This window comes from Bacillus cereus group sp. BfR-BA-01492 (genome assembly GCF_022662815.1).
Classification (GTDB): Bacteria; Bacillota; Bacilli; order Bacillales; family Bacillaceae_G; genus Bacillus_A; species Bacillus_A cereus_BD.
The window spans coordinates 1-26,486 of record NZ_JAKUEH010000016.1 but is presented as its reverse complement, the minus strand read 5'-3'; the positions used below and the strand labels follow the sequence as shown (position 1 = coordinate 26,486).

The following is a 26,486-nucleotide window of genomic DNA, read 5'->3' as shown; positions in this document are numbered from 1 at the left end:
GCATGACTAAAAAGTAAGGAGGGGTTCATTTTTATCCCGCTATTTTAGGGCAGTAAGACTCCCACCTCAAGATTCAGAGAGAAACAAGGAAGATAGGTGGGAGTAGGGCTGCCCGTAACAGCCCGATTGGTGAGGGCTCATAATCAGTGGGGTGAAGAACCCCCCCACTGATTAAAGTTTCACTTTATATAACAGACAACAGATTCCTCATGTTTGTATGTTATTTCTTCGGTAAGACTTGGCAAATACTCATTCTGTCTTCAACTAAAAATTCTTTTGCTGCACTTTGTAAATCTTGAACTGTTATGCTTTCTAAAGTAGATAATGCATCAAATAAACTCGTTTCATTAAATGCATATCTTGTAAATTGATTTGCAATATATTCTGGTGAATTAAGAGAGCGTAAAAATCCTCCAATTTTCTTTTTCTTTACACGCTCTAATGTATTTGCATCAAGCTTATTATAATCTATTTGCAACAAAATTGCTTTCAATCGATCTGCTAATTCATCTGGCTGTTTTGTATCGCCCCCAACCATCGCAAACCCAAAACTACTCTCTTCTGTATAATCATAAGAGAATGTTTCATCAATGAGCCCTTCATTATATAAGGACTCATAATGAGTTGATCCTTTTCCAAATAAATAATCTAAAAGTAACGTCAGTGCAATTTCTTGTTTTAAAAGCTCCTCACCTTTTTCTTTTAGCCCTACTGCTTTAATTCCTACTAAACATTTTGGCGTTTGAACAGACATCGAAATCACTTTCTTTTTCTCATTTACTTCTTCTGGTTCACTTTCAAATGAACGAATAATTTCTGGCTGATTTTGATAATCTTTTTTCGCTTGATTTTCTCGTACTAATGCCATTGTCTTTTCTGGATCAACAGCTCCAACAACAAATAAAAGCATATTACTTGGATGATAAAATGTTTCATAGCACTCATACAATAAATCTTTCGTAATTTTACTTATCGATTCAATTGTCCCAGCGATATCAATTTTAATCGGATGTTTCACAAATAAACTATCAATTAACCCAAAGTATAAACGCCAATCAGGATTATCTTGATACATTTGAATTTCTTGACCAATAATGCCTTTCTCTTTTTCCACTGTTTTTTCCGAAAAGTATGGCTCTTGAACAAAATTTAATAATGTATTTAAATTTTGTTCTACATTGGATGTACATGAAAAAAGATACGCCGTTCTTGTAAAGGATGTAAATGCATTTGCAGATGCTCCTTGCTTACTAAACAACTGAAATGCGTCATGATCCTCTTTTTCAAATAATTTATGTTCAAGGAAATGAGCGATTCCATCTGGCACCCGAACCATCTTTTCTTTTCCAAGAGGAACGAATGTATTATCGATAGAGCCGTATTTTGTTGTAAACGTCGCAAATGTTTTATTGAATCCTTGCTTCGGTAAAATATATACATCTAACCCATTTGGAAGCTTGTCATAATAAAGCGTTTCTTTTAATTGATCATAAGAGATCTTCTCCATCTATTCTCCCTCCGTTCCATGTAAAAAGTAAATCGTATCTAACTCAATTTGATTTGCGACCTTTACAATTTCTTCTTTCGTAACAGCTTCTATTCCAGTAATCCATTCTTCTACTGGACGTGTATGTTCCGCAATAATACCATGGTATAATAATTCAACGAAACCACGTGGTGTATCAATCGCTTCTAAAACTTGATTGCGAATTACACTTTTTGTTTGCTGAATTTCTTCCTCTGAGAAATCACCATTCTTCATCGCCTTCATTTGCTCTTTAATAATCGCAATCGCTTTTTCATAATTCTTCCCTTCAATTCCAGACATAACGAAGAGCAAACCTTTATGACTTTCAAAGCGTGAAGCTGCATAATACGCTAAACTATTTTTTTCCCGAACATTCACAAACAATTTGGAATGCGAAAACCCACCAAATAAACCGTTAAATAATTGTAATGCAAAGTAATCTTCATCACGATAGGTCACATATGTGCGATAACCGATATTTAATTTACTTTGTTTTAACTCTTGTTTCTCAACAATCTCTTTTTCTTCGTTATTTCGTTTATGAAGTACTACATTTTTTTCTTTCGGTACGCGTGGTGAAATGGAAAAATATTTACGAACGAGTTCAGCTGCATTGTCTGAAATATCGCCAATAATGTAAAGATCCATTTCATCTTCTGCTAGCACTTTTTGATAATATTGATATAACGTTTCACTTGTAATTAACGGAACATCTTCTTTTTTTCCGTTGGCACTTAATCGATATGGTTCGACTTTACACATTTCTTCAATGAGACGTTCATTTGCGTAACGCATTTTATCATCATATGTCGCTTCAATTCGTTGCAGAAGCGCTCGCTTCTCACTCTCTACAATAGACTGTAAAAAACCCTTTTCTTCAGTTGCTGGATGTAACACAATATCAGATAACATAGAAAGCGCTTTTTCAAAAAGAAGCGAAGCATCTTGTAAATATTTCTCATTGGCGACATCCATGTAAATAGATATGATATGATCCTCACCTTTTTTACTTACATCTACCGCTAAAGAAGAACCGTATAATTCCTCTAAATATTGGCGAAGACGAATGACAGATGGCAATTTCTCGGTAGCGCTTTGTAAAACATAAGGCAAAATAGCACGCTCTGTCACAGTTTCTTCATTTAAAGGCGCCTTAAAGCGAAATACAAATGTATTTGTTTTATACTTATCTGTTGGAATGATATGTACTCGTAAACCACCTAACTCATGCATTTGCTGTTCCATCAATTTCATTTATAGCCCTCCTTTACCTATGTAGGAATACTCCTCTTCAATATACAGTTTTTAGAAATCAAAAATCAACTTTTCTTCCTTTTTCACTTTTAAATTCTTATATGCATTTCGATATTAAACATATTCTATGTCAAAAAGCCCGCACTAATGTGCGAGCTTTTTCAAACTCTGAAAAGATTATCTCTTTCCTTTTTCATATGGTGTTCCAAGCGCTTTTGGTGCTTCTGAACGTCCGACAAAACCAACTAGTGCTAAAATCGTAAACACATATGGCAAGATTGTTAAGAAAACACTTGGTATTTCTTTCAGTACAGGAATGGTTCCTCCCGTTACTCCAAGTGATTGTGCAAACCCGAAGAACAAGGCAGCTCCTAGCGCCCCAAGCGGATTCCATTTCCCGAAAATCATAGCAGCTAGCGCTAAAAAACCTTGTCCTGTAATCGTTGCACCTGAAAAGTTATTTGAGATAGACATGGCAAAGATGGCACCGCCAACGCCAGCAAACATACCTGAAATACAAACGGCAATGTAACGCATTTTATATACATTAATTCCCATCGTATCAGCTGCCATGGGATGTTCACCAACTGCGCGAAGACGAAGACCAAACGGCGTTTTATAAATAATATACCAAACAACAAAAGCTAAAATAATAGCAATATACGACGTTAAAGGTACACTGGTGAAAAATAATTTTCCGATAATAGGAAGATCCGAAAGCCCTGGAACGTCGATTTTTTCAATACGATATTGAATAAAATCAGTTTGACCTTTACCGAAAATTTTCTTAATCGCAAAAACAGTCAAACCAAGCGCTAAAAAGTTGATTGCTACTCCACTAACAACTTGGTCCGCACGAAATGTAATGGAAGCAACAGCGTGAAGAAGTGCAAACATTCCACCACCAATTGCTGCAAAAACAAGTGCGATCCAAGGGGTCATCGTCCCCCACGTATCTCCCATTAATAAAGTTGTCACAACACCAATAAATGCACCAAATAACATTAACCCTTCTAATGCGATATTTACAACTCCAGAACGTTCACTGAACACTCCACCAAGCGCCGTAAAAATAAGTGGGGCCGCTGTATATAATGTACCTGTCACAAGAATGGCTAAAATATCTAAGAAGTTCATTTATTTCCCCTCCTTGCTCATGCGTGTAAGTGCCCAGCGTAAAACATAGCTACAAGCAACAAAGAAAATAATACATGCAATAATGACATTTATTAATTCAGATGGCACATCTGCTTCAAAGTTCATTTGCGGTGCTGCACTTTTTAAACCACCAAATAATAAAGCAGCAAGCAAGATACCAAATGGGTTATTTCCGCCAAGAAGAGCGACTGCAATTCCGTCAAATCCAATTCCAGTAAATGAGGACATCGCTGTCATATTTTGAAAGGTTCCAAGCCCTTCCATCGCTCCACCAATACCTGCAAATGCACCTGCAATTGTCATCGATAAGATGACATTACGAGAGACTTTCATACCAGCATATCGCGAAGCATGTTGATTAAATCCAACTGATTTTAATTCATAACCTAACGTTGTTCGATCTAATAAGAACCACATGAGAATCGCAATAAGAATCGCAACAAGAATCCCCCAGTGCAGGCGTGATCCTTCTGTTAAAGAAGAGAGCCATTCAGACGCTAACGATGCACTTGGCTGAATATCATATGATTTTTCATTCGCTTCATGTAAAAAACGTTTAATGAGGTCATATGTCACATACAGTGCAATATAGTTCATCATAATGGTTACAATAACTTCATTTACTTTAAATTTCCCTTTTAAGTACCCTGGAATAAAGCCCCATAAACCACCAACGATTGCTGCAATGAAAATAGATAGCGGAATATGTAAGAACGCTGGTAATGACACTGCATAACCGAACCAAACTGCTGCAAGCCATCCGACTAACAATTGACCCTCTACTCCGATATTAAATAGTCCTGTACGGAATGCAAAGGCAACGGAAAGACCAGCTAACACAAGAGGAATCATCGTACGAAGTGTTTCACCTATAGCTTGCGGATTTCCAACCATTCCTTCCCACAATGCTGCATATCCAACAATCGGATCATATCCGCTCACTAGCATAACAATGGCTCCTACAAGCAAACCAAAAAGAACAGATAATACAGGTACTAAAATATTAATCGTTCGCTCCGTTAAAAATTTTTTAGCCATTTGTACTCACCTTCTCTTCCCCTGTTCCACCAGCCATTAAAAGACCTAACTCTTGTTCATTCGTTGCTTTTGCATCAACAATTGCAACAATTCTTCCTTCATAAATAACAGCCACGCGGTCACTTACATTTAAAATTTCGTCAAGTTCTAAAGATACAAGTAGTACCGCTTTCCCTTTATCCCTTTGCTCAATTAATTTTTTATGAATAAATTCAATTGCCCCTACATCAAGACCACGGGTTGGCTGTGCTGCAATTAATAAGTCCGGATTGCGATCTACCTCACGAGCAATAATGGCTTTTTGCTGATTCCCACCAGATAGCGCCCGAGCCAATGTATATTCACTCGGTGTACGCACATCAAACTGCGCAATAAGCTCTTTCGCTTTTTTTGTAATATCATTAAAATTTAAAATCCCTTTTTTCGAAAACGGGTTTTTATAATATGTTTGTAAAACAATATTATCTCTTACAGAAAAATCAAGGACGAGTCCATGTTTATGACGGTCTTCTGGAATATGACCAATTCCTTCTTCTGTAATCCGTCTCACAGGCCAATTCGTTATCTCTTTCCCATTCATTGCAATAGAACCTGACTCAACTTTTCGTAAACCAGTAATTGCCTCTATTAATTCACTTTGTCCATTCCCATCAATTCCTGCAATACCAACAATTTCTCCTGCACGAACAGTTAAGTCAAGGCCTTTTACAGCAGGTAATTGACGTGCATCACGAACAACAAGATTCGCAATCGAAAGTACATCTTCCTTAGGTTTTGCGTCTAATTTTTCTGTTTTAAAATTCACTTGACGTCCGACCATTCGTTCCGCAAGTTTATGTTCATCTGTATTTGCCACGTCAACTGTACCGATTCCTTTTCCTTTTCGAATAATCGTACAACGATCACAAACTTCCATAATTTCTTTTAATTTATGAGTAATTAGAATAATAGATTTTCCTTCTTGTACAAGTTTTTTCATAATTTGAATCAGTTCATGAATTTCTTGAGGAGTTAATACTGCTGTTGGTTCATCAAATATTAAAATTTCAGCTCCTCGATAAAGTGTTTTTAAAATTTCAACCCGCTGTTGCATTCCAACTGAAATATCTTCAATTTTCGCATACGGGTCTACCGCTAGACCGTATTGTTCAGATAGCTTTTTAATTTCTTGCGCTGCTTCATCAACTGCAATTTTCCCCTTTTTTTTCGGTTCATTTCCAAGAATAATATTCTCTGTAACGGTAAAATTGTGAACAAGCATAAAATGTTGGTGAACCATGCCAATTCCAAAATCATTCGCAACATTAGGGTTTGTAATTTTTACAGGCTTCCCTTTAATTTTAATTTCTCCTTGCTCTGGTTGATACAGTCCAAAAAGAACATTCATTAGCGTTGATTTCCCTGCTCCATTTTCTCCGAGCAAAGCGTGTATTTCTCCCTGTTTTACTTGCAGCGTAATGTCATCGTTCGCCACAATGCCTGGGAATACTTTTGTAATATTGTTCATCTCAATTACGTATTCCATTGTGTTCCTCCTTTTAGCAGGGAACAATCCCCCAATTACACTCTATGAAAAATGATTTGATAGATACAAAGGTTAGTTCTAAGAACTAACCTTTGTTATTTCTCTATCATTATTTCGTTAGAGAAGCCTCATATTCTTTGTACTCATCATCAGTTGCAGGTACTTTAATTTCTCCAGCTGTAATTTTCTTCTCAAACTCTTCTATTTTTGTTAAGATTTCTGGATTTACTTTTTTCACATTGTCAGTTGTTTTCGCAATACCAATACCATCATCTTTCAAGCCGAATTCTTCTGTTTTACCGCCTTTTAATTTTCCATCTTTTGCTTCTTTTGCTACTTTTGCTACTGCAACGTCAACACGTTTTACCATAGATGTTAACGTTACATTTTCAGGCATACCTTCTTGATTTTGGTCACGGTCAACACCAATTACCCAAACATTTTCACCTTTTTTCTTACGGTTTTTCGCTTCTGTAAATACGCCATTACCGGTTGCACCAGATGCGTGATAAATTACGTCAACACCTTGACCATACATTGCTGATGCTAATACAGATCCTTTTTCTGGTTTATCAAATGCATCTGCATATTGTGAAACGATTTCAATGTTTGGATTTACTGCTTTCGCTCCAGCTTTAAATCCTGATTCAAACTTGTTAATTAATGGACTCTTTACTCCGCCGACAAAGCCAACTTTATTAGATTTTGTCGCCATTGCCGCCGCAACCCCAACAAGGAAAGATCCTTCATGGTCTTTAAATGTAATACTTGTTACATTTGGTTTTTCCACAACAGTGTCTACAATTGCAAATTGTTGTTTCGGATATTGATCTGCTACTTTTTCAATAGAGTCTTCCATTAAATATCCAATACCAAATGTTACATTATAATTTCCTTTCGCAAACTTTGTTAAGTTTGGAATATAGTCTGAGTCTTTACTTGATTGAAGGTAACGATAGCCTTCATTCTTTTTCAAATCATTATCTTTACCGAACTTTGTTAATCCTTCCCACGCTGATTGGTTAAATGATTTATCATCAACCCCACCAACATCGGTAACCATACCCACTTTAAAACCTTTACTATCTTTCTTGTCACTACTTGCTTTGTCTGAGTTACCACATGCCCCCAACACTGTACTTGCTGCTAACGTTAATGATAATAAAAGACCTGCTTTTTTCTTCATACTAGAAACCCCTCCTAAAATGATGTATATCTCTATTTATTATTTATGCTGCTGTCCCTTCCTTTTTGCTGTCACCTCCCTAAAAAGGAACCGATTTACATACGTTTTCGTAATACATGGAAGCTAAATTTATCTGCTCTAAAATAATTAATAGAATACAAAATTGGTTCATCATTTTGATCGTAATGCATTTGTTTTAAAATCAGTAATGCTGTTTCTGGTTCACACTGTAAGATTGGTGATATTTTCGGATGATATCCAATCGGTTCAATATGAGCAACTGCATATGTGACGCGCTTATGCGTGTTATTATGTATAACAGTAAGCAACGACTCTTCATTATAATCTGATAAATCCGGCAATATTTCTTTTGATAATTTATCAACACAGTATACAACAGGTTCCCCATCTGCTGTACGAACACGCTCAATCATGACTGCTTCAAAACCTTCTTCATTATGAAACTTTTCTTTTTCTTCTTCTGTTAAACTTGTAGTAGATGATGATAAAAAAATAGTCCCCGGTGTTTTTCCAACGCTAGCAATCATATCGGTAATACTGGAAAGTTGTTCGATTCCAGAAGAGAACAACGGCTTTGCATTCACAAACGTTCCTACGCCATGTCTACGAATGACAACATTTTCTTCTTCCAAAATACGGAGCGCTTCACGCAAAGTTGCTCTACTTACACCTAGTTCCTTTGCTAAATCAAACTCAGAAGGTAACTTTTGCTTTTCTTTATATGCGCCACTTTTGATTTTCTCTTTAATATGATCGATCACTCGCAAATATAAATGTCGACTATCAGATTTAACCGACATAAGACTCCCCCCATTCAATTATTCGACCTCTGATGTAAGACTTCTTTTCTCTTTTTTCTTCCGATGCTATAATTTGTCGAATAAATATTAATAGTTTTTTAAGACAAAATTTTCCATCTTTATTATATAAAAAAACTTTGTACCATAAACATTCCTCAGCTAGAGAAAAAGTTCGGCACAAAGATTCCTCTTACATCCTTTGTTACACACTTTTCCCCTCATAGTCTAGCAATTTATGGTTGCTAGGTAGAAACTTATGGACCTTATTTCCAAGATTATATGAGGCGGTGATTCTTTTCGAAGTAATCTTACCACTTGCCCCCATATGTGTCAACAAAATTCAACATTTTCCCACAGTAAATGTCGAACATTTAACAAATCAAAATTAAAAGCATTCGTATTCTAGAGAATCTACCAAAATGTAAGCCTTTTCTTTTACGATATATATAGTATATAACAAAAACACTATATAAAAAAGCCTAATTGTAAACAATTAGGCTTTTTTATTAAGAACTCTGTTCTTGTATATCTTTAATTAACACTTCGCGCGGTTTGCTGCCTTCATACGGTCCAACAACACCATTCATTTCCATCGCATCAATCAGACGTGCTGCACGCGTGTATCCCACTCTAAATCGTCGTTGTAACATCGAAACAGAAGCTGTTTGCATTTCGACAACAAGCTGTACTGCTTCGTCATACAATTCATCTTCTACTTCTTGTTTTGTTTCTGGTACATCTTGCGGAATCATATCTTCTTGATATTGTGCTTTTTGTTGTCCAATCACATACTCTACAACTCTTTCCACTTCATCATCTGATAAAAAAGCGCCTTGTACACGCACTGGTTTGGACGCACCAATCGGTATAAAGAGCATATCTCCTCTTCCTAACAATTTCTCTGCGCCGCCGCTATCAAGAATCGTACGGGAATCTGTTTGAGAAGACACAGCGAAAGCAATACGTGATGGAATATTCGCTTTAATAACCCCGGTGATAACATCAACCGATGGACGCTGCGTTGCAATGATTAAATGAATGCCCGCAGCACGAGCCATCTGTGCTAACCGCATAATTGCATCTTCGACATCCGAAGACGCGACCATCATTAAATCAGCCAACTCGTCCACAATTACAACGATATATGGAAGTTCTTGTTGCTTCGCTTCTGATTGCTCATTATGATGTCTAATATACTCATTATAGCCTTCGATATTACGCGTTCCACTATGCGCAAACAATTCATAGCGACGTTCCATCTCACTAACAACTTTTTTCAAAGCTTGTGAAGCTTTCTTCGGATCTGTCACTACAGGTGTTAATAAATGCGGAACACCATTGTATACATTTAACTCTACCATCTTTGGATCAATCATCATTAACTTTACTTCGTGCGGTTTAGCACGCATTAAAATACTAACGATAATCCCATTAATACATACACTTTTTCCGCTACCAGTCGCTCCAGCCACCAATAAATGCGGCATCTTATTTAAACGGGCTAAGACAGCTTCACCTGTAATATCACGCCCAAGGCCGATTAATAATTTTTCCTCTGGATGATTATTCGCCTTTGAATCTAGCACCTCTCTAAGTGTAACCACCGAAACTTCTGAATTTGGAACCTCAATTCCTACAGCTGATTTCCCGGGAATCGGCGCTTCAATTCGAATATCTTTCGCTGCTAAAGCAAGCGCTAAATCATCACTTAAACTAACAATTTTACTCACTTTCACACCCATATCAGGATACACTTCATACTTTGTAACTGCGGGCCCTTTATGTACTTTCGTTACTTTTGCTTTCACTCCAAAACTTTGGAAAGTTCGTTCAAGCTTACGAGCATTCTCATAGATTTTTTCATTTTCATTTGTCACTTGCTTATTCTTTGGAAACTTCAATATATCGATAGCAGGAAGTTCATAATCTTTATTTTCTACATTTGAAAATTGCATCGGCGGCGCTTTTGCATCTCCTTCTAACGATTCAACAATCTTCTCGCCGCGTTTCTTTTTCGGTTTTTCTTCGGGTGTATTTTGCACTTCCTCAACATCTGGAATAGGATGATCCATTCCTACTTCTTTCGGCAAATCCTGTTCTTCATGAATCGGATAATTCTCTGAGAAATTCGAAATAATTGGCGGGTCAATACTAATTTCTTCTATAGGCTCCGCAATCTCTTCTTGGGATTCAGAACTCTCATTTCTCGTACGTCTTTCTCTCTTTTTCTTTTCGGTTTGTTCAGCTACACGCTTCGATCTCCAATCTTTATAATCTCCTTGCATCACCTGAAATTGACTTCTTACTATTCTCCCTACCGGAGCTAATATTTCACCAATATGCTTATTTGTAATGCAGAGTATACCAAGAATGACAAGAATAATTCCAATGAGATAAGCTCCTACTTCATCAAATAAGAAATAGCATGTTGCAAACATTAGAGCCCCGAACATACCGCCACCTAAATGAATCGTGCCTGGACTCTTTTTCATCTCAAGAAAGAACAAGTCTTTTGTACTAACAATGACAGATGTATTTTCTACCGCTCCGTCTTTTGTAAGCAGATTAAATAATGTAATGTGACTAAACATTACTATCGCTAATACAATTAAATAAACACCGATTAGTCGTTTATGAAGAAGGTTGGGCCATCCACGCCTAATGACAAACGCAATGGATAACGCAATCACTCCTAATACACCAATTATGTACCATTCACCAAAGAAAAAGCGAAAAAATAACACAAACGATTTCCCTACAATACCTAGTTGTAAAATTGTAATGATTGAAAGTGCAAAAAGAGTCAATCCGACGATTTCGTAATACAAAGTTGGTTTTATCGTACGTCTTGCCTTTGATTTCGTCCCTCTTTGCTTTTGTTTTGCCATTTTTTCACCCCGTGTTCTAAAAATTAAATGTAACTGTTCGTCTGCTATTTTGTAACAATAACACTTTTATAAAAATAAAGAAGATAGGTACAAACTGTTACCTTCCGTAAAAGCACGACTTGTTCAATTCATAGTAAACGAAAGATAGAGAAAGTTTCTCTTTTATTTAGGTCTTTTTATCTTCTATTTTTTACACTTCTTGTAAAATGCTACATAAACAGAAGAAAGCAGCCTATTCATGGCTGCTCAACCGTCTTGTTTTTTATATTATACCATAGCTTTTAGACAAAATCCTGCTTTTTACGAAATGGATATTCTCTGTCCTGGCTCATATTGTAAGTAGTGATCTGGATTTGTGCTTAGCAGGCGCACAATCGAATACGATTGATCTTTTTCTAAGTTCACTACCATTTCTACACCACTTACATGAATAACTTTTTGCCCTTCATTTTGCGAATAATCTGGTGGATAAATGAGATGTTCCGGCATCATTGTGTATAAAATCATTGTAACAACTTCCCATCTTGATTTTTTCCTGTCGCTCTCATATCGATCAATTCATTCAATTTTTGAATCGCATCTCCTATTCCTCCCACATCATCGATTAAGCCGTATTTCACCGCATCGCCACCAATTACATTCGTTCCGATGTCACGTGTTAAATTTCCTTTTGCAAACATAAGCTCCTTAAAACGATCTTCTGTCACTTTAGAATGCTTTGTTACAAATCGAATGACACGTTCTTGCATTTTATCCAAATACTCAAATGTTTGCGGTACACCAATGACAAGCCCTGTTAAACGAATTGGATGAATCGTCATCGTTGCTGTTTCTGCAATATACGAATAATCTGTCGACACAGCAATTGGGACGCCAATGGAATGGCCGCCACCTAATACAAGAGATACTGTCGGTTTTGAAAGCGACGCTACCATTTCAGAAATAGCTAGTCCCGCTTCAACGTCTCCACCGACTGTGTTCAGTATTAATAATAACCCTTCGATTTTCGGATTTTGTTCGATTGCGACGATTTGCGGAATAATATGTTCATATTTCGTCGTCTTATTTTGTGGTGGCAATTGAACATGCCCTTCTACTTGCCCTACAATTGTCAAACAATGAATTTTAGACTCATTCATTTGCGGCACGTTCGTTTGACCTAGCTGTTGAATCTTCTCTATTACTGATGCTTCTTTTGCATCTCCTTTTGGTTCAGCTTCTGTTTCTTCATTTGTATAACGTTCACGCTCTGTCATATCGCATCCCCTTTCGCTCGTATATACCTATTATTTCTTAAGTTGTAAATTTCATTCGAAAGGGATGAAAAAGAAAAAAGTCACCAGTAAAGGTGACCTTTTACACTTCCATAATAATCGGTAAAATCATTGGCTTTCTTTTCGTTTCTTCATATAAGAATTGCCCTAATAGTTCGCGAATATTTTGCTTCAACATAGACCATTCAATCGAATATTCTTTAATAGACTGTTCTACAATTGTACGTACAATGTCTGTAGATCTTTCAATTAATGCCTCTGATTCACGAACATAGACAAATCCGCGTGAAATAATTTCTGGGCCAGAGATGATTTTTTTCTCTTCTTTTCCAAGCGTTACTACAACAACTAAAATCCCATCTTGTGATAACATTTTTCGATCGCGCAGAACGATATTCCCAACATCTCCTACGCCTAATCCATCAATAAGAACATTACCTGCTTGTACTTTGCCAGCTGGTTTTGCCTCATCACCTTCAAAAGCAATTACATCACCTTTATCGACGATGAAAATATTTTCTCTTGCAATACCTACATCTTCAGCTAAATACGCATGCGCTTTTTGCATACGGAATTCACCATGTACGGGTATAAAATATTGCGGTTTCATTAAATTTAACATTAATTTTAATTCTTCTTGACTACCATGACCGGAAACGTGTACTTTTCTTTCACCATAATAGACAACTTCTGCACCAGCTCTAAATAATAAATCGATAATTTTGGATACCGATACTTCATTACCAGGAATTGGAGATGCTGCGATAATAACTGTATCTCCCTTGCGAATGGAAATTTGTTTATGAGATTGCTTTGCCATTCTTGAAAGGGCTGCCATCGGTTCACCTTGGCTACCTGTTGTTAAAATTGCCACCTTCTTCTCTGGGAAGTTATCTATTTCTTGCAATGAAATAACCATGCCATCCGGCACATCTAAATACCCAAGACGTCTTGCAATATCTACTACTTTCACCATGCTACGGCCAACAACCGCTACTTTACGTCCTGTTTCAGCCGCTGCATCAAAAACTTGCTGAATACGGTGAACATTGGATGCAAAAGAAGCAACAATGATGCGTCCTTCTGCGCCATAAAAAACTTTTGATATTTCGATACCAACTTCTTTTTCAGAACCTGTGTAACCAGGACGTTCCGCATTCGTACTATCAGATAATAAGCAGAGTACACCTTCATTTCCGATTTTCGCCATCTTTCCAAGATCTGCTCCGCTATTACCAATCGGTGTTTGATCAAACTTAAAATCTCCTGTATATACAATTGCACCTTTTGATGTATGGAAGCATACACCAACAGAATCAGGAATACTGTGCGTTGTTCCAAAGAATGAAACCGTTGTCGTATTAAATTCAACTTCCGAATTTGAATCAATTGTTTTTAAATCTACACGACCAAGCATTCCTGCTTCATTCAACTTTTCTTGAATTAATCCTACCGTTAACTTTGTTGCATATACCGGAATGGAAAGCTGACGCATTACATAAACAATTCCGCCAATATGGTCTTCATGACCGTGTGTAATAAATAAACCTTTTACTCGCTCTTGATTTTCTATTAAATATGTAATATCAGGGATTACGATATCAATTCCAAACATCTCATCTCCTGGAAACATTAAGCCTGCATCAACGATAAAAATTTCGGAATCAATTTCGACGCAGTACATATTTTTTCCGATTTCACCTACTCCACCAAGAGCAAATACCTTTACAGAATCAATCTCTTTTCTCTTCATGTTGTTGCCTGGTTTAAAAATCTTGTAAACACTGATTTCACTAAAATTGTAGAGACACCAGGGAAACTCTACAACCACCATATATTCACCGTCCAAGACGAATGTCCTTACCGTTATGCGATATCATGTTCTCTTTCATTTTTTAAACCAGGTTTCACCTCTCTTTCATTTATATAAATCAAATATGTTATGCAATATCATATAAAAATGCTGCTAAATTGTATTTTTTTCCACTTTTGCTAAGCATACCCGTACTAAGCTACTTAGCCATATTATAACTGATATAAGAATTGGAACACAAGTTAAATCGTGAGAAAGAGAGGAAAGCATATAAATTCCAAATGAAATATTCCTTTACTCAGAAGGAAAACAATCATCTCACGGGAATAAAGAGAATAAAAAAGAAAGGGAGCGTTTACATGGATTATTTCATTTTTGAATCATCTCCAAATAAAAAGATACGAGATGGAATTCTTCAATTACACGAAACAATTTTTAACCATTCCAATGACTTAATAAAACAAATGCAAAATAAACCAAAGTTACTCATTAATTTAGCTATGCACAATCAACAAGTGGTCGGTTATAAAATCGGATATGAGCTGAATGACGAAACGTTTTATAGTTGGTTAGGCGGCGTTGCTAATCATTATAGAAATCAAGGGATTGGCTCTCAATTAATGAAAGCTCAACATCAGTTATTAAAAGAAAAGGGGTATTCTATCGTTCAGACGAAAACGAAAAATAAATGGCGTAATATGCTCATTCTCAATATTAAAAGTGGCTTTGATATTATAGGGACATATACCGATGAGAAAGGGAAACCGAAAATTATTCTTCAGAAACTTTTATTATAAGCGTAATTTTTCCTCAAAATAAAAATGACCTAGCTGAAAACTAGGTCATTTTTATTAACGCGGGATTGATTGTATCACTTCTTGTAAAGTTACTCGTTCTTCTTCTGTTAGTGGAAGAAGTGGTAAACGTACAGAGCCTACATCTAAGCCAACCATTTGTAACGCTGTTTTTACTGGTGTTGGGCTCGGTGCCATAAATAATGCATTTGTTACTCTTAGAAGTAATTGATGTAATGTTTGTGCCTTTTTAAAATCTCCTGATTGGAATGCTGAAATCATTTCTTGCATTTCTTTTCCAATCACATGAGAAGCAACAGATACAATACCTTTCGCTCCAACTGCCATAGCTGGTAACGTTAAACCGTCATCACCGCTGTATACAGCAAAATCGTCCGCTGTTTTTTCAATAATTTCTGTCATTGTTAATACATCGCCACCCGCATCTTTAATTGCAACGATGTTTGGAATTTTTGATAAACGAACAACTGTATCAACAGAAATTTGAACAATAGATCGCCCCGGAACATTATATAGCATAACCGGAAGTTCAGTGCTCTCAGCAATCGCTTTAAAATGCTGATACATTCCTTCTTGACTTGGTTTATTATAATACGGCGCCACTAACATCACTGCATCGACACCAACTTCTGTCGCTTTTTTTGTTAGCTCAATAGAAGCATGTGTATTATTGCTACCTGTTCCAGCGATTACGGGTACCCTTTTATCGACAACAGATACGACATGGCGATATAACGCTACTTTTTCTTCTGATGATAATGTAGGTGACTCTCCAGTCGTTCCTCCTACCACGATTGTAGTTGTACCGTTATCTATTAAATAATTTACCAATTTCGTTGTCTTTGCAAAATCGATATTTCCGTTTTTATCAAACGGCGTTACCATCGCGGTTGCAATTGTCCCAAAATCTATCATGGTCTCACTCCTTATTGTTGTTCCAGTTGCTTTTCTTTAGAAAGCTCAAATGCACTATGTAATGCATTTACAGCCTCTACTAAATCTGTCTCTTTCACAAGCACCCAAATCGTCGTATGGCTATCTGCAGATTGTAAAATTTGAATACCTTTTTCTGCTAATGCAGTAACAATTTTAGCAGTAACCCCTGGAATGCCAGCCATTCCAGCTCCAACAATGGATACCTTTGCACAATGTTCCGTTACGATTGGTTCATATCCAAGTGTTCTTAATATTTCAATCGCACGACCTGATACATGATCACTTACTGTATACGCCACACCTGTTGGTGAAATATTAATTAAATCAACACTAATTCCTTCACTCGCCATCTCCTTGAACACTTGTTGCTGTAAGTCATATGCTCCATCTTTCGCAAGCACTTTAATTTGTGTCACATTCGATACGTGGGCAATCCCTGTCACAGGACGTTCCTCTACATCGCGCCCTTTCGTAGCACCATCATATGCTGCAATAAGCGTACCTTCGCTATCAGAGTACGTAGAACGTACGCGAAGCGGCACTTTCGCATGCATCGCAATTTCAACAGCGCGCGGATGAACAACTTTTGCCCCTTGATATGCCATGTTACAAATTTCATTGTATGTTACAGTTTGAAGATGACGTGCATCTTTTACAATACGTGGATCTGCCGTCATTACACCTTCTACATCTGTAAATATATCTATATATTCCGCATGAAGTGCAACACCTAATGCGGAAGCTGATGTATCACTGCCTCCGCGTCCAAGTGTTGTCGTATCTCCAGCTTTCGTTCGGCCTTGAAATCCTGTAACAACAATAACATCTACATTTTGTAACTCTTCATGTATACGATCGCAATTCATTTCAATAATCTTTGCATTCGTAAAGTCATCATTCGTTACAAAACCAGCTTGCGCACCATTTAGCGCTGCTGCTTTTATTCCGTTTTCATTTAGCATATTTGAGAAGACGACAGCTGAGATTACTTCTCCACATGATAATAATAAATCTTGCTCACGTTTTGAAATACTACATTTCTCTTGATTCACAAGATTTAATAATGTATCTGTCGCATATGGCTCGCCTTTTCGTCCCATTGCTGATACAACTGTAACTACTTTATAGCCAGCATCTAATGATTTTTTAATATGGTGAAGCGCATGCTTACGTCCATTTTCATCACGTACAGATGTCCCACCAAATTTTTGAACAATAATTTTCATCTTTGCACCTTCTCTTAGCCGTTTACACTAATTGTAATTTGATTAATCGTTCTGCAATTTGAACAGAGTTCCATGCAGCGCCTTTTAATAAGTTATCAGATACGACCCAAAGATGGAATCCTTTTTCGTTATTTAAATCTTTACGAATGCGTCCAACGAATACTTCGTTTTTACCAACTGCAGTAGATGGCATTGGATATAGCTGCTCTGATGGATCATCTTGTAATACTACCCCTTCTGCACTTGCAAGTAGGTTCTTCAAGTCTTCTACTGTTACACCTTCTTGATCTACTTCGATATAAACAGACTCAGAATGACCTGATACAACAGGTAAACGAACACATGTTGCAGCAACTTCTAACTCAGGCATATGCATGATTTTTTTCGTTTCATTAATCATTTTCATTTCTTCAAATGTAAATCCATTATCTTCAAACTTGTCGATTTGTGGGATTGCGTTAAAAGCAATTTGGAAATGTTTTTTATCACCTGATACAGGTAAAACATTCGCTTTTACTTCTTCACCATTTAAAATCGCTTGTGATTGTTCATGAAGTTCTTGAATTGCAGCCGCACCTGCTCCAGATACAGCTTGGTATGTGGAAACGATTACTCGTTTTAATCCAAACTGCTGACGAATCGGCTCAAGAGCAACTACCATCTGAATTGTAGAACAGTTTGGATTTGCAATAATACCATTATGTTCTTTTAAGTCATTTTCATTTACTTCTGGTACAACAAGCGGCACATTTTCTGCCATACGGAATGCACTTGTATTATCAACAACGATCGCACCGCGTTTTGCTGCTTCTGGCGCGAGTTGTTTCGATACGGATCCACCAGCACTAAAGAGCGCAATATCCACTCCCTCGAAACTTTCAGGAGTTGCTTCTTGAACTATGAATTCTTCTCCTTTAAATATAAGCTTCTTACCTGCAGATCGTTTCGATGAAAGTAACGTTAACTTTCCGATTGGAAAATCTCGTTTCTCTAAAGTATTTAACATTTGTTCACCAACTGCGCCGGTTGCTCCAACTACAGCGACATGAAAAGTTCTTTGCTTTTCCATCACTATGCCCCTTTCTAGATACCAATCCTTCTATACTTAGAATTAGAAGGAGCAAAATCTCCTTCTAATCTTAATAACGTTAATTTTATCATATTCTGCAATAAGAATGATGGTTTCCGAAAAAATTGTCTGTTTTTTTTCGTTTTTTAATTCATATATCTGAATTTTTCTACAACAACCGGCTGCAATTGTTTCCCTTCTAACGCTTCTAGTACTGTATTTTCAAGCAATTCCATCCGAGCTACCATTGAGTTTGGTTTTTTCTCCGGTGCATCTTGCCCAAATGGTACGAAGTATATGTTTTTTGTTGCCATTAGGCGCATGAGGTTGACACCAACAGGGTGATGACAATATAAATATTTCTTTTTCTTCTATTATATGTCCATTTCGCAGACTGTAAATATATTTTCATTTCCATACATGTCTATCATACTCTTCAATAATACAATAACTCATCCAAAAGGATTATAAGTAACTTAATGGACAAGTTTTTTGAATGTGGGTTTATGCGAGCTTAAGAAAGTATACATTAGATTTTTTACAATAATTATGTAACTCAACCATTTATTCCTGTTATAATTATATTTTGATTTGCATATATAAGGAGGTTTTTATTTGTTTACTGCATTAATGTTTTTGTTTTTATTAGTGTCAATACTATCGGTGATTGCACTAATTATAGGTCTAATCAAACCAGGAAAGGTAGTTCGTGTTGGCAACACAAAAACAAGAGGTCGAGTTATATTAATTTTCTTGCCGGTATTATTCATTTCGTTTATTTTAGCAAGCGTGTTTGCTAGCAAGTCGATAACTCCAGAAGAACGAGTTGCAATTGATAAAAAAAGAGCTGAAGAAAAAGTATTAAAAGAAAACCAAGAAAAAGAAAAAGAGAAAAAAGCACAGGAAAAAGAAGAACAAGAAAAAGCTAAACAAGCTAACGAAGAGAAAAAGGCTGCCGAAGAAAAACGCAAACAGGAAGAAGCGCAACAGAAAGCTGAAAAAGAAGCTAAAGAAAAAGCCGAAGCTGAAGAAAAAGAGAAACAACAAAAAGAAAAGAAAGAATCTACACCAGATAAGGAAAAACAATTACCGGCTACACAATCAAATAAAATTTCTGTTAAAGCTGGTCTAGGTGATACAGAAGAAAACTTTGTAAAAGAATACGGTTCAAATAAAGGGTCCGCTTCAATCGCTAGATTTGCAAACGATTCTATTATAGCAATGTTTTTAGAAGGCAGAGCAAATAATATCACCCTTCAATTTTCCCAATCAGGAAAACAAAGTCGTTCATTATCCGATGTCATGACAGAAGTAAAAAATATACTTCCAGTCGATGCTATAGAAAAAGATCGTTATACAGATGCTCAAGATCCGGAAAGAGAAATCATTACATTCACTAGTGAAATATTGAAAAATAGCGTTCCTGAAACAGCATTCTTAGGTGATGAGTCTGGGACATGTATGGCTATAATTCGAAAAGGATTAAATGAAGAATATATTTCTGCGGTTATCGCTTTAGGTAATAGTAATCCATAAAATGAAGACTATACATGAAGGTGTTGAATTGACATTATCAAAAGTAGACACCTTATATGAGTTGGTTCAAGTAACAAAGAGCCCTAACTAGAGAAACAACTAATATCACCAGGAGGATACATTAAAATGAAAGCAGCAAAATTAGTATTTTTAGCATTTTCACTTATGTTATTGGGGGTAGGTTGTGATATGTCTAAAGACCACCCTAAAGATAGTAAAACGAAAGAAACTATAATTAAAGAGGATTCAACGACAGAAACTCCAGTTAAGGAGAACCAAATGCAAGTAGCAGTAGATTATAAAAGTTCTGTACTTGACTTAAACAAAGAACTAGAAAACTCTATGAATGAACTGTCTACGATAGTTACTAAAGATAGCACTTTAAGTGTTTCAAAAGACAGTTATAAAAACGCACTATTATACTTAAGAAACGTAACAAAGAAGTATGATAACTTGAAACCAAGCCATGATCCAGCCTATAAACAAGAAGAAACTCATAAACTTATTTTAGACTCAATGAAGACTATGCAAAATGCAATTAGTATTCAATATACTAGCATAGACAACATAGCAAGCGAAGAGTTTATGAGAGGATTAAACCTAACGAACGAGGCTTCAAACAAGTTTATAGAAGCAATGAAAACATTGAAATAAGAAGGCTTTAGTTATCAAGGGGGATTCATAATGAAAGCAAAAAAACTAGCATACGTAGTTTTACCAATCATGTTACTAGGGGTAGGTTGTGGGATATCAAAAGACCATCCGAAAGAGTCAGCTTCACAAGAAACTGTTTCGGAGACTTCTACGGAGTCATCAAAACATAAGACTTTAAATGATAAGTCCCTTACATATACGAATTCCTTATTTGACCTAAGTGATGAATTAAACAAAGCTATGGATGCTGTATATGATGCAGTTGGTGATGATAATTACAAAATTGCACTTAACGATTTAAAGAAAGTAACTCTTAAATTCGAAGACTTAGAGCCTAGTGCTGATTACAAAGACATTCATGAGAAAGTACTTCAATCAATGAAAACGAGAAGAGAAGGTATAGAGTTAATATTATCAAACATAGATGATAAAACAAAAAGTGATTTCTTGAGAGGGTTAAATCTTCTAGGGGAAGCAAGTGATTCTTATATAGATGTAATCCGTGAAATAGCACATAAAAACAAAGGGTAAAGTATTAAATTTTATTGAAGCTGAATTTGAAGTTAAAGAAAAGAAATAATACATACTTAATATATAATTTCTTTTAGGGGGCATCTTCATGAAAGTTGTACGCTCTATATTTAAAAGCTTTCGTTTAATAGGTTTAATTGTAAAGCCAGTACTTAAAGCATTATCTAAAAGTAAATTTTAAATCTCATAAAAATTAAGATCCCCTTCTGCATATGAGTGCATCAGGGGATCTTTTTCAAATTATTCTATTCGTTCTACAGACAGTACTCATAGATAAATAAGAAACGGTGTATATTTACCCTAACATTTATAAAGATGAAAATCAATATATAATTATCTACATATAGAACCAGATAATAATTTTGTTCATAAAACTATTCTTTTGTAAGAAAATATTTAACATATATAGGCTTCATTTACAATTAAGCAGATTCTATTTCACGCGAATATTATTATATTAATCTAAAGTTTCTGTATTTACATTTTTTTCTTTTTGTCTCATAATTTTAATTGAGGAAGGGAGGAAAAAATGGTTCAAATCAAAGTAACACCTGAAATGCTAGAAGAAGTCGCAAATCGTGCAAGTAATACCAGAATCGCATTAGAATCTATACATAATAATTTATGTAATGAAATTGATCATTTGTGTTTTCAATGGATCGGTGCCTCTAATCAACAATTCGTTCAAATGTTCAATGATGCGAGACCAAGAGCTTTTACATCTATCAATTCAATTATACAAGTGGAAGAAGATTTAAAACGAATTGCTGAAAAATTCCGTAATGCGGATGATCAAGATGTTACATTGGAAGAAGGCGCAATGTGTGGTAAACCTTCTTCTGAAGAAAAAGGATTTGATAGCGGCAAACTAGCTCGAGATATTGCTGGTGAATTAACTGGTGAGTATGATATTAAAAGAGTTTGGGATGGAGTTGACCCTTCTACTGGAGAAAAACTGTCAACCTGGGATAGAATTTTTGCAGGCGGAATGGCCGTAGCTGGTATTACACCATTCGGAAAACTCGCTAAAGTTGGAAAAGGTGTAAAAATGACTGCAGATGCAGCTCAAGCTACTAAAGCCGCTAAAACTGCTAGAGCTACTGAAAATTATAAAGCTCATCTTGAGAGACAGGACAAATTATTAACTAGTAATGGCGCATATCGTAAAGCTAGACGTAACGCTGGAATCCCAAACTCTACTCCACGCCAAAAACCTACTCAAATCTTTGATGGAACTAGTGAACATAGGTGGGTAGAAGAATATTCTAATATTAAGAATGAAAAAGTATATATAATTGAGCATAGAGAAGATAAAATGGGAAGGGGTTCCCATTTCCATACTGCAGATGATGAAAAAGGAAGCCCACTGGAAAAAGGAAGATATAACCAACACCCTGGACATTATCCGGAAGATTTTGAAGGATACAAGAAAAAAGGAAAAAAATAAGAAACTAAAGGTGTGAAAGATTTTGAGTAATATGAATAAAAGCCGAATCGAAATTCTAAAAATGAAAGCAAAAAGAAACGCTAGTAGAAAAGAACTAATAGACGAACTTTCTAATATTGTTACGATTTCTATGGACTCATTTATGGATGCAGAATCTAATGATTTATTTTGTAAAGAATTATTTAATACGCTAGAACAAAATTCAAACATAAAAAATTTTGGTAGCACTGATTATGAAGAAAACGGAAGACTATCAATAGCGCTGTTAAAAGAAACAGCTAAAAATATTAAATTTCCAGTTAATCAAGGGAGACTCTTTTTCTCTAAGGGTGGTAAAATTGAAGCAGTTAAGCTAAACATTGCTGAAGTATTTGATAATCTAGAAGAGTTATCAACCATATCAAGATTTCTAACTGGGTATGCGGATTTTGTATTAGTTGGTGATGATTTAGAATTCGGCGTATGTATCGAAAGAACGGAATATCATTATGAATTCAGTATGTGGGGAATAACGAAAATCTAAATTATGAAAATAATCCACCTTCAGATGATGTAAATCCAATCCTATTGGATGAAAACAATTGGCTTGTATCTAAAAATAATCAATTAGAAGGAATTAGGGTACCTGCTGCTACTTTGATTCAAATGATATAGAATGGCGTTGAAGATAGATAAAAAGGTTCTCTTAACTGAGAGCCTTTTTTCACTTTACCTCACATACACATAGGCTTTATTTGCTGTTACATAGTTAGAGTACCCTATAAAAAATAATACAGGAGTAATAAGCAATGAATGTAAAAATAGTAGATATATCAGAAAAGTTAATAGATGGATATAAAGTATTAGTTCAAGTTGATAGCAGTCAATTTATCGCTGAGTGGGACGGCGATAAGCCAGAAGAAAATGAAAACTATAATGTAGAAATAGATATCGATGATGAATTTATATGGAATACAAATATAGCCTTTTCAGATGAAAATGCAAATGCAATAATTCGGAATGATAAAGGCTTTAAAGTCATCGCTAAGCTAGATTATAACAGTGAGGATAACTTAGCAACACTAAATGTCTATGATAGTATAGTACTAATTGATATAGAAGGAATCGAGCAAGATATAGCAAATGAATGGGTAGAAATGCAGTGCACTTCAATTAAGTTATTTAATACCAATTTATAATAGAAACCAAATACAATAACTATGGCATAGTCGTTATAATGTAGTAAGATATAGCAAAAGTAAACTTGTATAAAAAAGCCGTCCAATTTTAAGGGCGACTTTTTTATACATCAAACTATTCTTTTGTTTTATTTTTTAATGTACTCGTACCACCAGTTTCTTTCATCCATCCAAGCTGTAATCTTATCAAGCTCGCCATTAGGTAGTACTTCAGTTTGTAAGTACGCTAAACCAGTTAATGGATTAGAGACGACCTTCCCTTTTATTCCACGCTCATTCATAGCATTTACGACTTCCTGAACCAATGAAATACCAAAACCACCAGATTTAACATATTGATAGCCGCCATTGGCAATAGCTTGTTCTGGTTGTTTTTCTCCTGTAAACCAAGATAATGATTTACTGCCAATCAATTGGTTCAAATCACACTTACCGATACCAGGTACATTACCTGTCTCTGTGTATTGCCAAATATCGCATGGATAAGCTGGCTTGTTACCGCCATAACGAGGAATCCAAACAAAGTCAGATTTTACATTTGCCATACCAAACGGAGCATACATATGATGACCAACGTATAAACCAACTTTCTGAGCACCTAATCGACGTAGTTCATCAATAAATGCTTGTGTGCCCGCTCTCATATCATTCATTGTTTTCACTTCAACATCCGCAACCCATACTGTCGCGCTCTTATCTCCACGGTTCCAGAAGTCACGCGCTTCTATTCTTGCATCATTTTCAGAAACGAAACGACAGAATGCATAGTTACCAAAAGGAATACCATGTTGCTTCATGGCTTGTACATATCCTTTATACAATGGATCTACATAATTTGAACCATCTTGTACACGAGCGATGATGAAATCAATGTATTGCTTTGCTATAGGCCAGTTAATGTCACCATTCCATTTTGAAATATCAATAATTTGTCCCATTACTTAACATCTCCTCTTCTATCTTCTTGTTTTTGTTTACCGCCTAAAATCTCAACTGCATTTGTTAAAGCTTGCGGAAGCGGAATACCCATTCGTCCAGCATTTTCTAAAAGTGAAAGTAACTCATTACCCATGAAGAAGAAAATTGTTGCTTCACGAATAGCACTGTTACTTCCTAACGTTGCATCTAATTGAGCTGCCGCTCCAACTAAAAGAAAAAGCACCACCTTTTTGGCGATGCCTTTGAAACCAACTTTACTTTTTAATTCTCCGTTATACCCTGCTGCAATCATGCCAGTTAAATAATCAATAACTGCCATCGTTACTAAGATTTTCAATGTTGCATCCCATCCTCCCAAGAAATACCCACAAAAGCCACCAAATGTAGCAATAAATCCTTTCATTAATACATCAATACGATCCACTTTCTTTCCATCTCCTTATTTATAATAAAAAAGAGAGACGCTTGTCCCTCTCTCAATAAGTACTTTTATTTTAAGATATTAAATCATCCCTTTTAATATTAAACCCAAGACTGACATAGTAATTGCACTAATAATAATTCGTAAAATCCAAGTTGTATTAATGCTAATCTTTTCTAATTGCTTATTAATTGTAGCAATGTCTTTCTCATTAATTGTTGTGCGAGTTTCTAAATTACGAATATCTCGCATAATTTCTTTTTGTTCTGCTTTTAAACTGTCGATTTTTACATATACATCTTCCACTGTATTCACATCCTTTTAAAATCTTAATAAAGCAATCTCTACATGATATGAGACAACCTTATTTATGGTGAATGCATCACAGAAATTTCAAAACAAAAGCCGTATTTTGTACAAAATAAAAAACAGCTTATAGCTGCTCCTTCTCTATTTGTATTGTATTTCCGTTCGCTGGTGGTTCTTGTGATGGATAAGAACCGGTAAGTGATGTATAACACTCTAGACAAATATTCTTTTTCGCAAATCCCATATCTAGTTCATATAGTCGTGCTCCACGTTTACAAACTTCACACAACGTAGCGATTCGAAATTTTAATGTCCCATCCATCTCTCTCCATACTTCAACCTTGCTAGTACCTTTTGGAATTCCTGCGTTATTTAACATATCCATAGGTATTTGAACGAAAACTCCTGCTTCTGTACGTTCTGCGTCTACCAATCTTCCCATAAAAGGAAACGCATCACCTTCCTGTAAAGGCATCATAGGAATATTAGATTGATTCATTTCTCTATCTCCTTTCTATCCAAGCGCATTAAAGTGCCAACCATTTGAGTTATTGACATAGAACCCAGTTCCACGGCTTCCATCGGTAAAACGGATATGCCCCCATTGTTGAAAGGGGTTTCCTCCCATATTAACTCCTTGCGTTGCTCTGATGTTATTGTGAAACTTCGTCTCTAAAGTTCCGCCTATGTCAAACGTTTTTCTATCTTGTGCAACATTGATTGTACCTTGACTATCGCCAAATTCTAATCCATCGATTGGCATAATACCGCCATATACACTACCACTTTGCGCTTGCCAGTTGTACATGAAAGGGTATATCCCTGTCACTGGATTTGAGTCAATATTTTGGACACAAAAAAGTTAAATCTAAGCTACCTTTTTAGCTAGATCTTCTATTGCTTGAGGAGTTTTATAACCAATGCTACTATGAATTCGTTT

Annotated in this window: 27 protein-coding genes, 1 pseudogene and 1 riboswitch; of the genes and pseudogenes, 8 read left to right on the top strand and 20 right to left on the bottom strand. The window is 35.9% G+C overall.

The genetic code is table 11. The annotated features are described in order from the left end of the window. Positions 1-220: 220 nt before the first annotated feature. The 11 genes from yfmH to MR063_RS17255 all read right to left on the bottom strand — a co-directional run bounded on the left by yfmH (position 221) and on the right by MR063_RS17255 (position 14,425). Positions 221-1,507 carry an EF-P 5-aminopentanol modification-associated protein YfmH gene (gene yfmH / locus MR063_RS17305; protein ID WP_242200256.1) on the bottom strand — a complete coding sequence of 429 codons (1,287 nt, stop codon included), beginning with the start codon at positions 1,505-1,507 and terminating at the stop codon, positions 221-223. Further along, on the bottom strand, positions 1,508-2,782 hold the full coding sequence (gene yfmF / locus MR063_RS17300; protein WP_242200244.1) for an EF-P 5-aminopentanol modification-associated protein YfmF: 1,275 nt from the start codon (positions 2,780-2,782) through the stop codon (positions 1,508-1,510). Between the two features lie 177 nt (positions 2,783-2,959). Then, positions 2,960-3,919, bottom strand: a complete 960-nt coding sequence (locus tag MR063_RS17295) for an ABC transporter permease (RefSeq protein ID WP_242200233.1) — start codon at positions 3,917-3,919, stop codon at positions 2,960-2,962. Continuing rightward, positions 3,920-4,978, bottom strand: a complete 1,059-nt coding sequence (locus MR063_RS17290) for an ABC transporter permease (protein WP_242200231.1) — start codon at positions 4,976-4,978, stop codon at positions 3,920-3,922. Then, positions 4,971-6,503 (bottom strand): ABC transporter ATP-binding protein, encoded by a 1,533-nt coding sequence (locus MR063_RS17285; protein ID WP_242200229.1) that lies wholly within the window; start codon positions 6,501-6,503, stop codon positions 4,971-4,973. Before MR063_RS17285 ends, MR063_RS17290 begins: the two co-directional genes overlap by 8 nt. 109 nt (positions 6,504-6,612) lie before the next feature. Then, on the bottom strand, positions 6,613-7,689 hold the full coding sequence (locus tag MR063_RS17280) for a BMP family lipoprotein (RefSeq protein ID WP_242200227.1): 1,077 nt from the start codon (positions 7,687-7,689) through the stop codon (positions 6,613-6,615). A 95-nt stretch (positions 7,690-7,784) separates the two neighbouring features. Further along, complete coding sequence (locus tag MR063_RS17275) at positions 7,785-8,510, bottom strand: GntR family transcriptional regulator (protein ID WP_242200225.1); 726 nt, start codon at positions 8,508-8,510, stop codon at positions 7,785-7,787. Between the two features lie 201 nt (positions 8,511-8,711). Continuing rightward, positions 8,712-8,813: riboswitch (purine riboswitch) on the bottom strand. Positions 8,814-9,016: 203 nt separating this feature from the next. Next, positions 9,017-11,398 (bottom strand): DNA translocase FtsK, encoded by a 2,382-nt coding sequence (locus MR063_RS17270; RefSeq protein ID WP_242200216.1) that lies wholly within the window; start codon positions 11,396-11,398, stop codon positions 9,017-9,019. 300 nt (positions 11,399-11,698) lie between these two features. Beyond that, entirely contained in the window at positions 11,699-11,905 is a 207-nt protein-coding gene (locus MR063_RS17265) for a YlzJ-like family protein (protein ID WP_242200213.1), read from the bottom strand. Beyond that, positions 11,902-12,654, bottom strand: coding sequence for a ClpP family protease (locus tag MR063_RS17260; RefSeq protein ID WP_242144565.1), 753 nt, complete (start codon positions 12,652-12,654; stop codon positions 11,902-11,904). Before MR063_RS17260 ends, MR063_RS17265 begins: the two co-directional genes overlap by 4 nt. A 100-nt stretch (positions 12,655-12,754) precedes the next feature. Continuing rightward, positions 12,755-14,425 (bottom strand): ribonuclease J, encoded by a 1,671-nt coding sequence (locus MR063_RS17255; RefSeq protein ID WP_242200210.1) that lies wholly within the window; start codon positions 14,423-14,425, stop codon positions 12,755-12,757. Positions 14,426-14,844: 419 nt separating this feature from the next. Here MR063_RS17255 and MR063_RS17250 point away from each other — a divergent pair, with 419 nt between their 5' ends. After that, the gene (locus tag MR063_RS17250) at positions 14,845-15,282 is read left to right on the top strand and encodes a GNAT family N-acetyltransferase (RefSeq protein WP_242200207.1); all 438 of its coding nucleotides are present in this window, start codon (positions 14,845-14,847) and stop codon (positions 15,280-15,282) included. Positions 15,283-15,336: 54 nt separating this feature from the next. On the opposite strand, the gene dapA is transcribed toward MR063_RS17250, so the two are convergent. From dapA to spoVFB, 4 genes and pseudogenes are all read right to left on the bottom strand, one after another. Further along, entirely contained in the window at positions 15,337-16,215 is an 879-nt protein-coding gene (gene dapA, locus MR063_RS17245; RefSeq protein ID WP_242200205.1) for a 4-hydroxy-tetrahydrodipicolinate synthase, read from the bottom strand. Between the two features lie 11 nt (positions 16,216-16,226). Continuing rightward, on the bottom strand, positions 16,227-17,462 hold the full coding sequence (gene dapG / locus MR063_RS17240) for an aspartate kinase (protein WP_242200203.1): 1,236 nt from the start codon (positions 17,460-17,462) through the stop codon (positions 16,227-16,229). Positions 17,463-17,484: 22 nt separating this feature from the next. Beyond that, positions 17,485-18,531, bottom strand: coding sequence for an aspartate-semialdehyde dehydrogenase (asd, locus tag MR063_RS17235; protein WP_242200200.1), 1,047 nt, complete (start codon positions 18,529-18,531; stop codon positions 17,485-17,487). 146 nt (positions 18,532-18,677) lie between these two features. Continuing rightward, positions 18,678-18,866 (bottom strand): annotated as a pseudogene (spoVFB, locus tag MR063_RS17230) (dipicolinate synthase subunit B); the annotation flags it as partial. Positions 18,867-19,146: 280 nt separating this feature from the next. On the opposite strand from spoVFB, the gene MR063_RS17225 reads away from it, so the two are divergent. The 7 genes from MR063_RS17225 (at position 19,147) to MR063_RS17195 (ending at position 23,877) form a co-directional block, all read left to right on the top strand. Then, entirely contained in the window at positions 19,147-20,067 is a 921-nt protein-coding gene (locus MR063_RS17225; protein WP_242200191.1) for a hypothetical protein, read from the top strand. 126 nt (positions 20,068-20,193) lie between these two features. After that, complete coding sequence (locus MR063_RS17220; RefSeq protein ID WP_242200189.1) at positions 20,194-20,721, top strand: hypothetical protein; 528 nt, start codon at positions 20,194-20,196, stop codon at positions 20,719-20,721. 30 nt (positions 20,722-20,751) lie between these two features. Continuing rightward, positions 20,752-21,252 carry a DUF6376 family protein gene (locus MR063_RS17215; RefSeq protein ID WP_242200186.1) on the top strand — a complete coding sequence of 167 codons (501 nt, stop codon included), beginning with the start codon at positions 20,752-20,754 and terminating at the stop codon, positions 21,250-21,252. 529 nt (positions 21,253-21,781) lie between these two features. After that, positions 21,782-22,699 carry a WXG100 family type VII secretion target gene (locus MR063_RS17210; RefSeq protein WP_242200184.1) on the top strand — a complete coding sequence of 306 codons (918 nt, stop codon included), beginning with the start codon at positions 21,782-21,784 and terminating at the stop codon, positions 22,697-22,699. Positions 22,700-22,721: 22 nt separating this feature from the next. After that, on the top strand, positions 22,722-23,222 hold the full coding sequence (locus MR063_RS17205; protein WP_000069067.1) for a YxiF family protein: 501 nt from the start codon (positions 22,722-22,724) through the stop codon (positions 23,220-23,222). Then, on the top strand, positions 23,201-23,353 hold the full coding sequence (locus tag MR063_RS17200; protein ID WP_176543943.1) for a hypothetical protein: 153 nt from the start codon (positions 23,201-23,203) through the stop codon (positions 23,351-23,353). The genes MR063_RS17205 and MR063_RS17200 overlap by 22 nt, the downstream gene beginning before the upstream one ends. A 134-nt stretch (positions 23,354-23,487) precedes the next feature. Then, on the top strand, positions 23,488-23,877 hold the full coding sequence (locus MR063_RS17195) for a hypothetical protein (protein WP_242200166.1): 390 nt from the start codon (positions 23,488-23,490) through the stop codon (positions 23,875-23,877). Positions 23,878-24,005: 128 nt separating this feature from the next. Here the strand turns inward: MR063_RS17195 and MR063_RS17190 are convergent, their stop codons facing one another. The 5 genes from MR063_RS17190 to MR063_RS17170 all read right to left on the bottom strand — a co-directional run bounded on the left by MR063_RS17190 (position 24,006) and on the right by MR063_RS17170 (position 26,354). Further along, a complete protein-coding gene (locus MR063_RS17190) occupies positions 24,006-24,815 on the bottom strand; it encodes a GH25 family lysozyme (RefSeq protein ID WP_242200164.1) in 810 nt (269 codons plus the stop codon). Then, the gene (locus tag MR063_RS17185) at positions 24,815-25,240 is read right to left on the bottom strand and encodes a phage holin family protein (protein WP_242200162.1); all 426 of its coding nucleotides are present in this window, start codon (positions 25,238-25,240) and stop codon (positions 24,815-24,817) included. The genes MR063_RS17190 and MR063_RS17185 overlap by 1 nt, the downstream gene beginning before the upstream one ends. Before the next feature lie 78 nt (positions 25,241-25,318). Then, on the bottom strand, positions 25,319-25,543 hold the full coding sequence (locus MR063_RS17180) for a hypothetical protein (RefSeq protein ID WP_000390477.1): 225 nt from the start codon (positions 25,541-25,543) through the stop codon (positions 25,319-25,321). A gap of 127 nt (positions 25,544-25,670) precedes the next feature. Beyond that, positions 25,671-26,045, bottom strand: a complete 375-nt coding sequence (locus MR063_RS17175) for a hypothetical protein (RefSeq protein WP_242200151.1) — start codon at positions 26,043-26,045, stop codon at positions 25,671-25,673. A gap of 15 nt (positions 26,046-26,060) precedes the next feature. Beyond that, a complete protein-coding gene (locus MR063_RS17170; RefSeq protein ID WP_396021854.1) occupies positions 26,061-26,354 on the bottom strand; it encodes a hypothetical protein in 294 nt (97 codons plus the stop codon). Between the last annotated feature and the right edge of the window lie 132 nt (positions 26,355-26,486).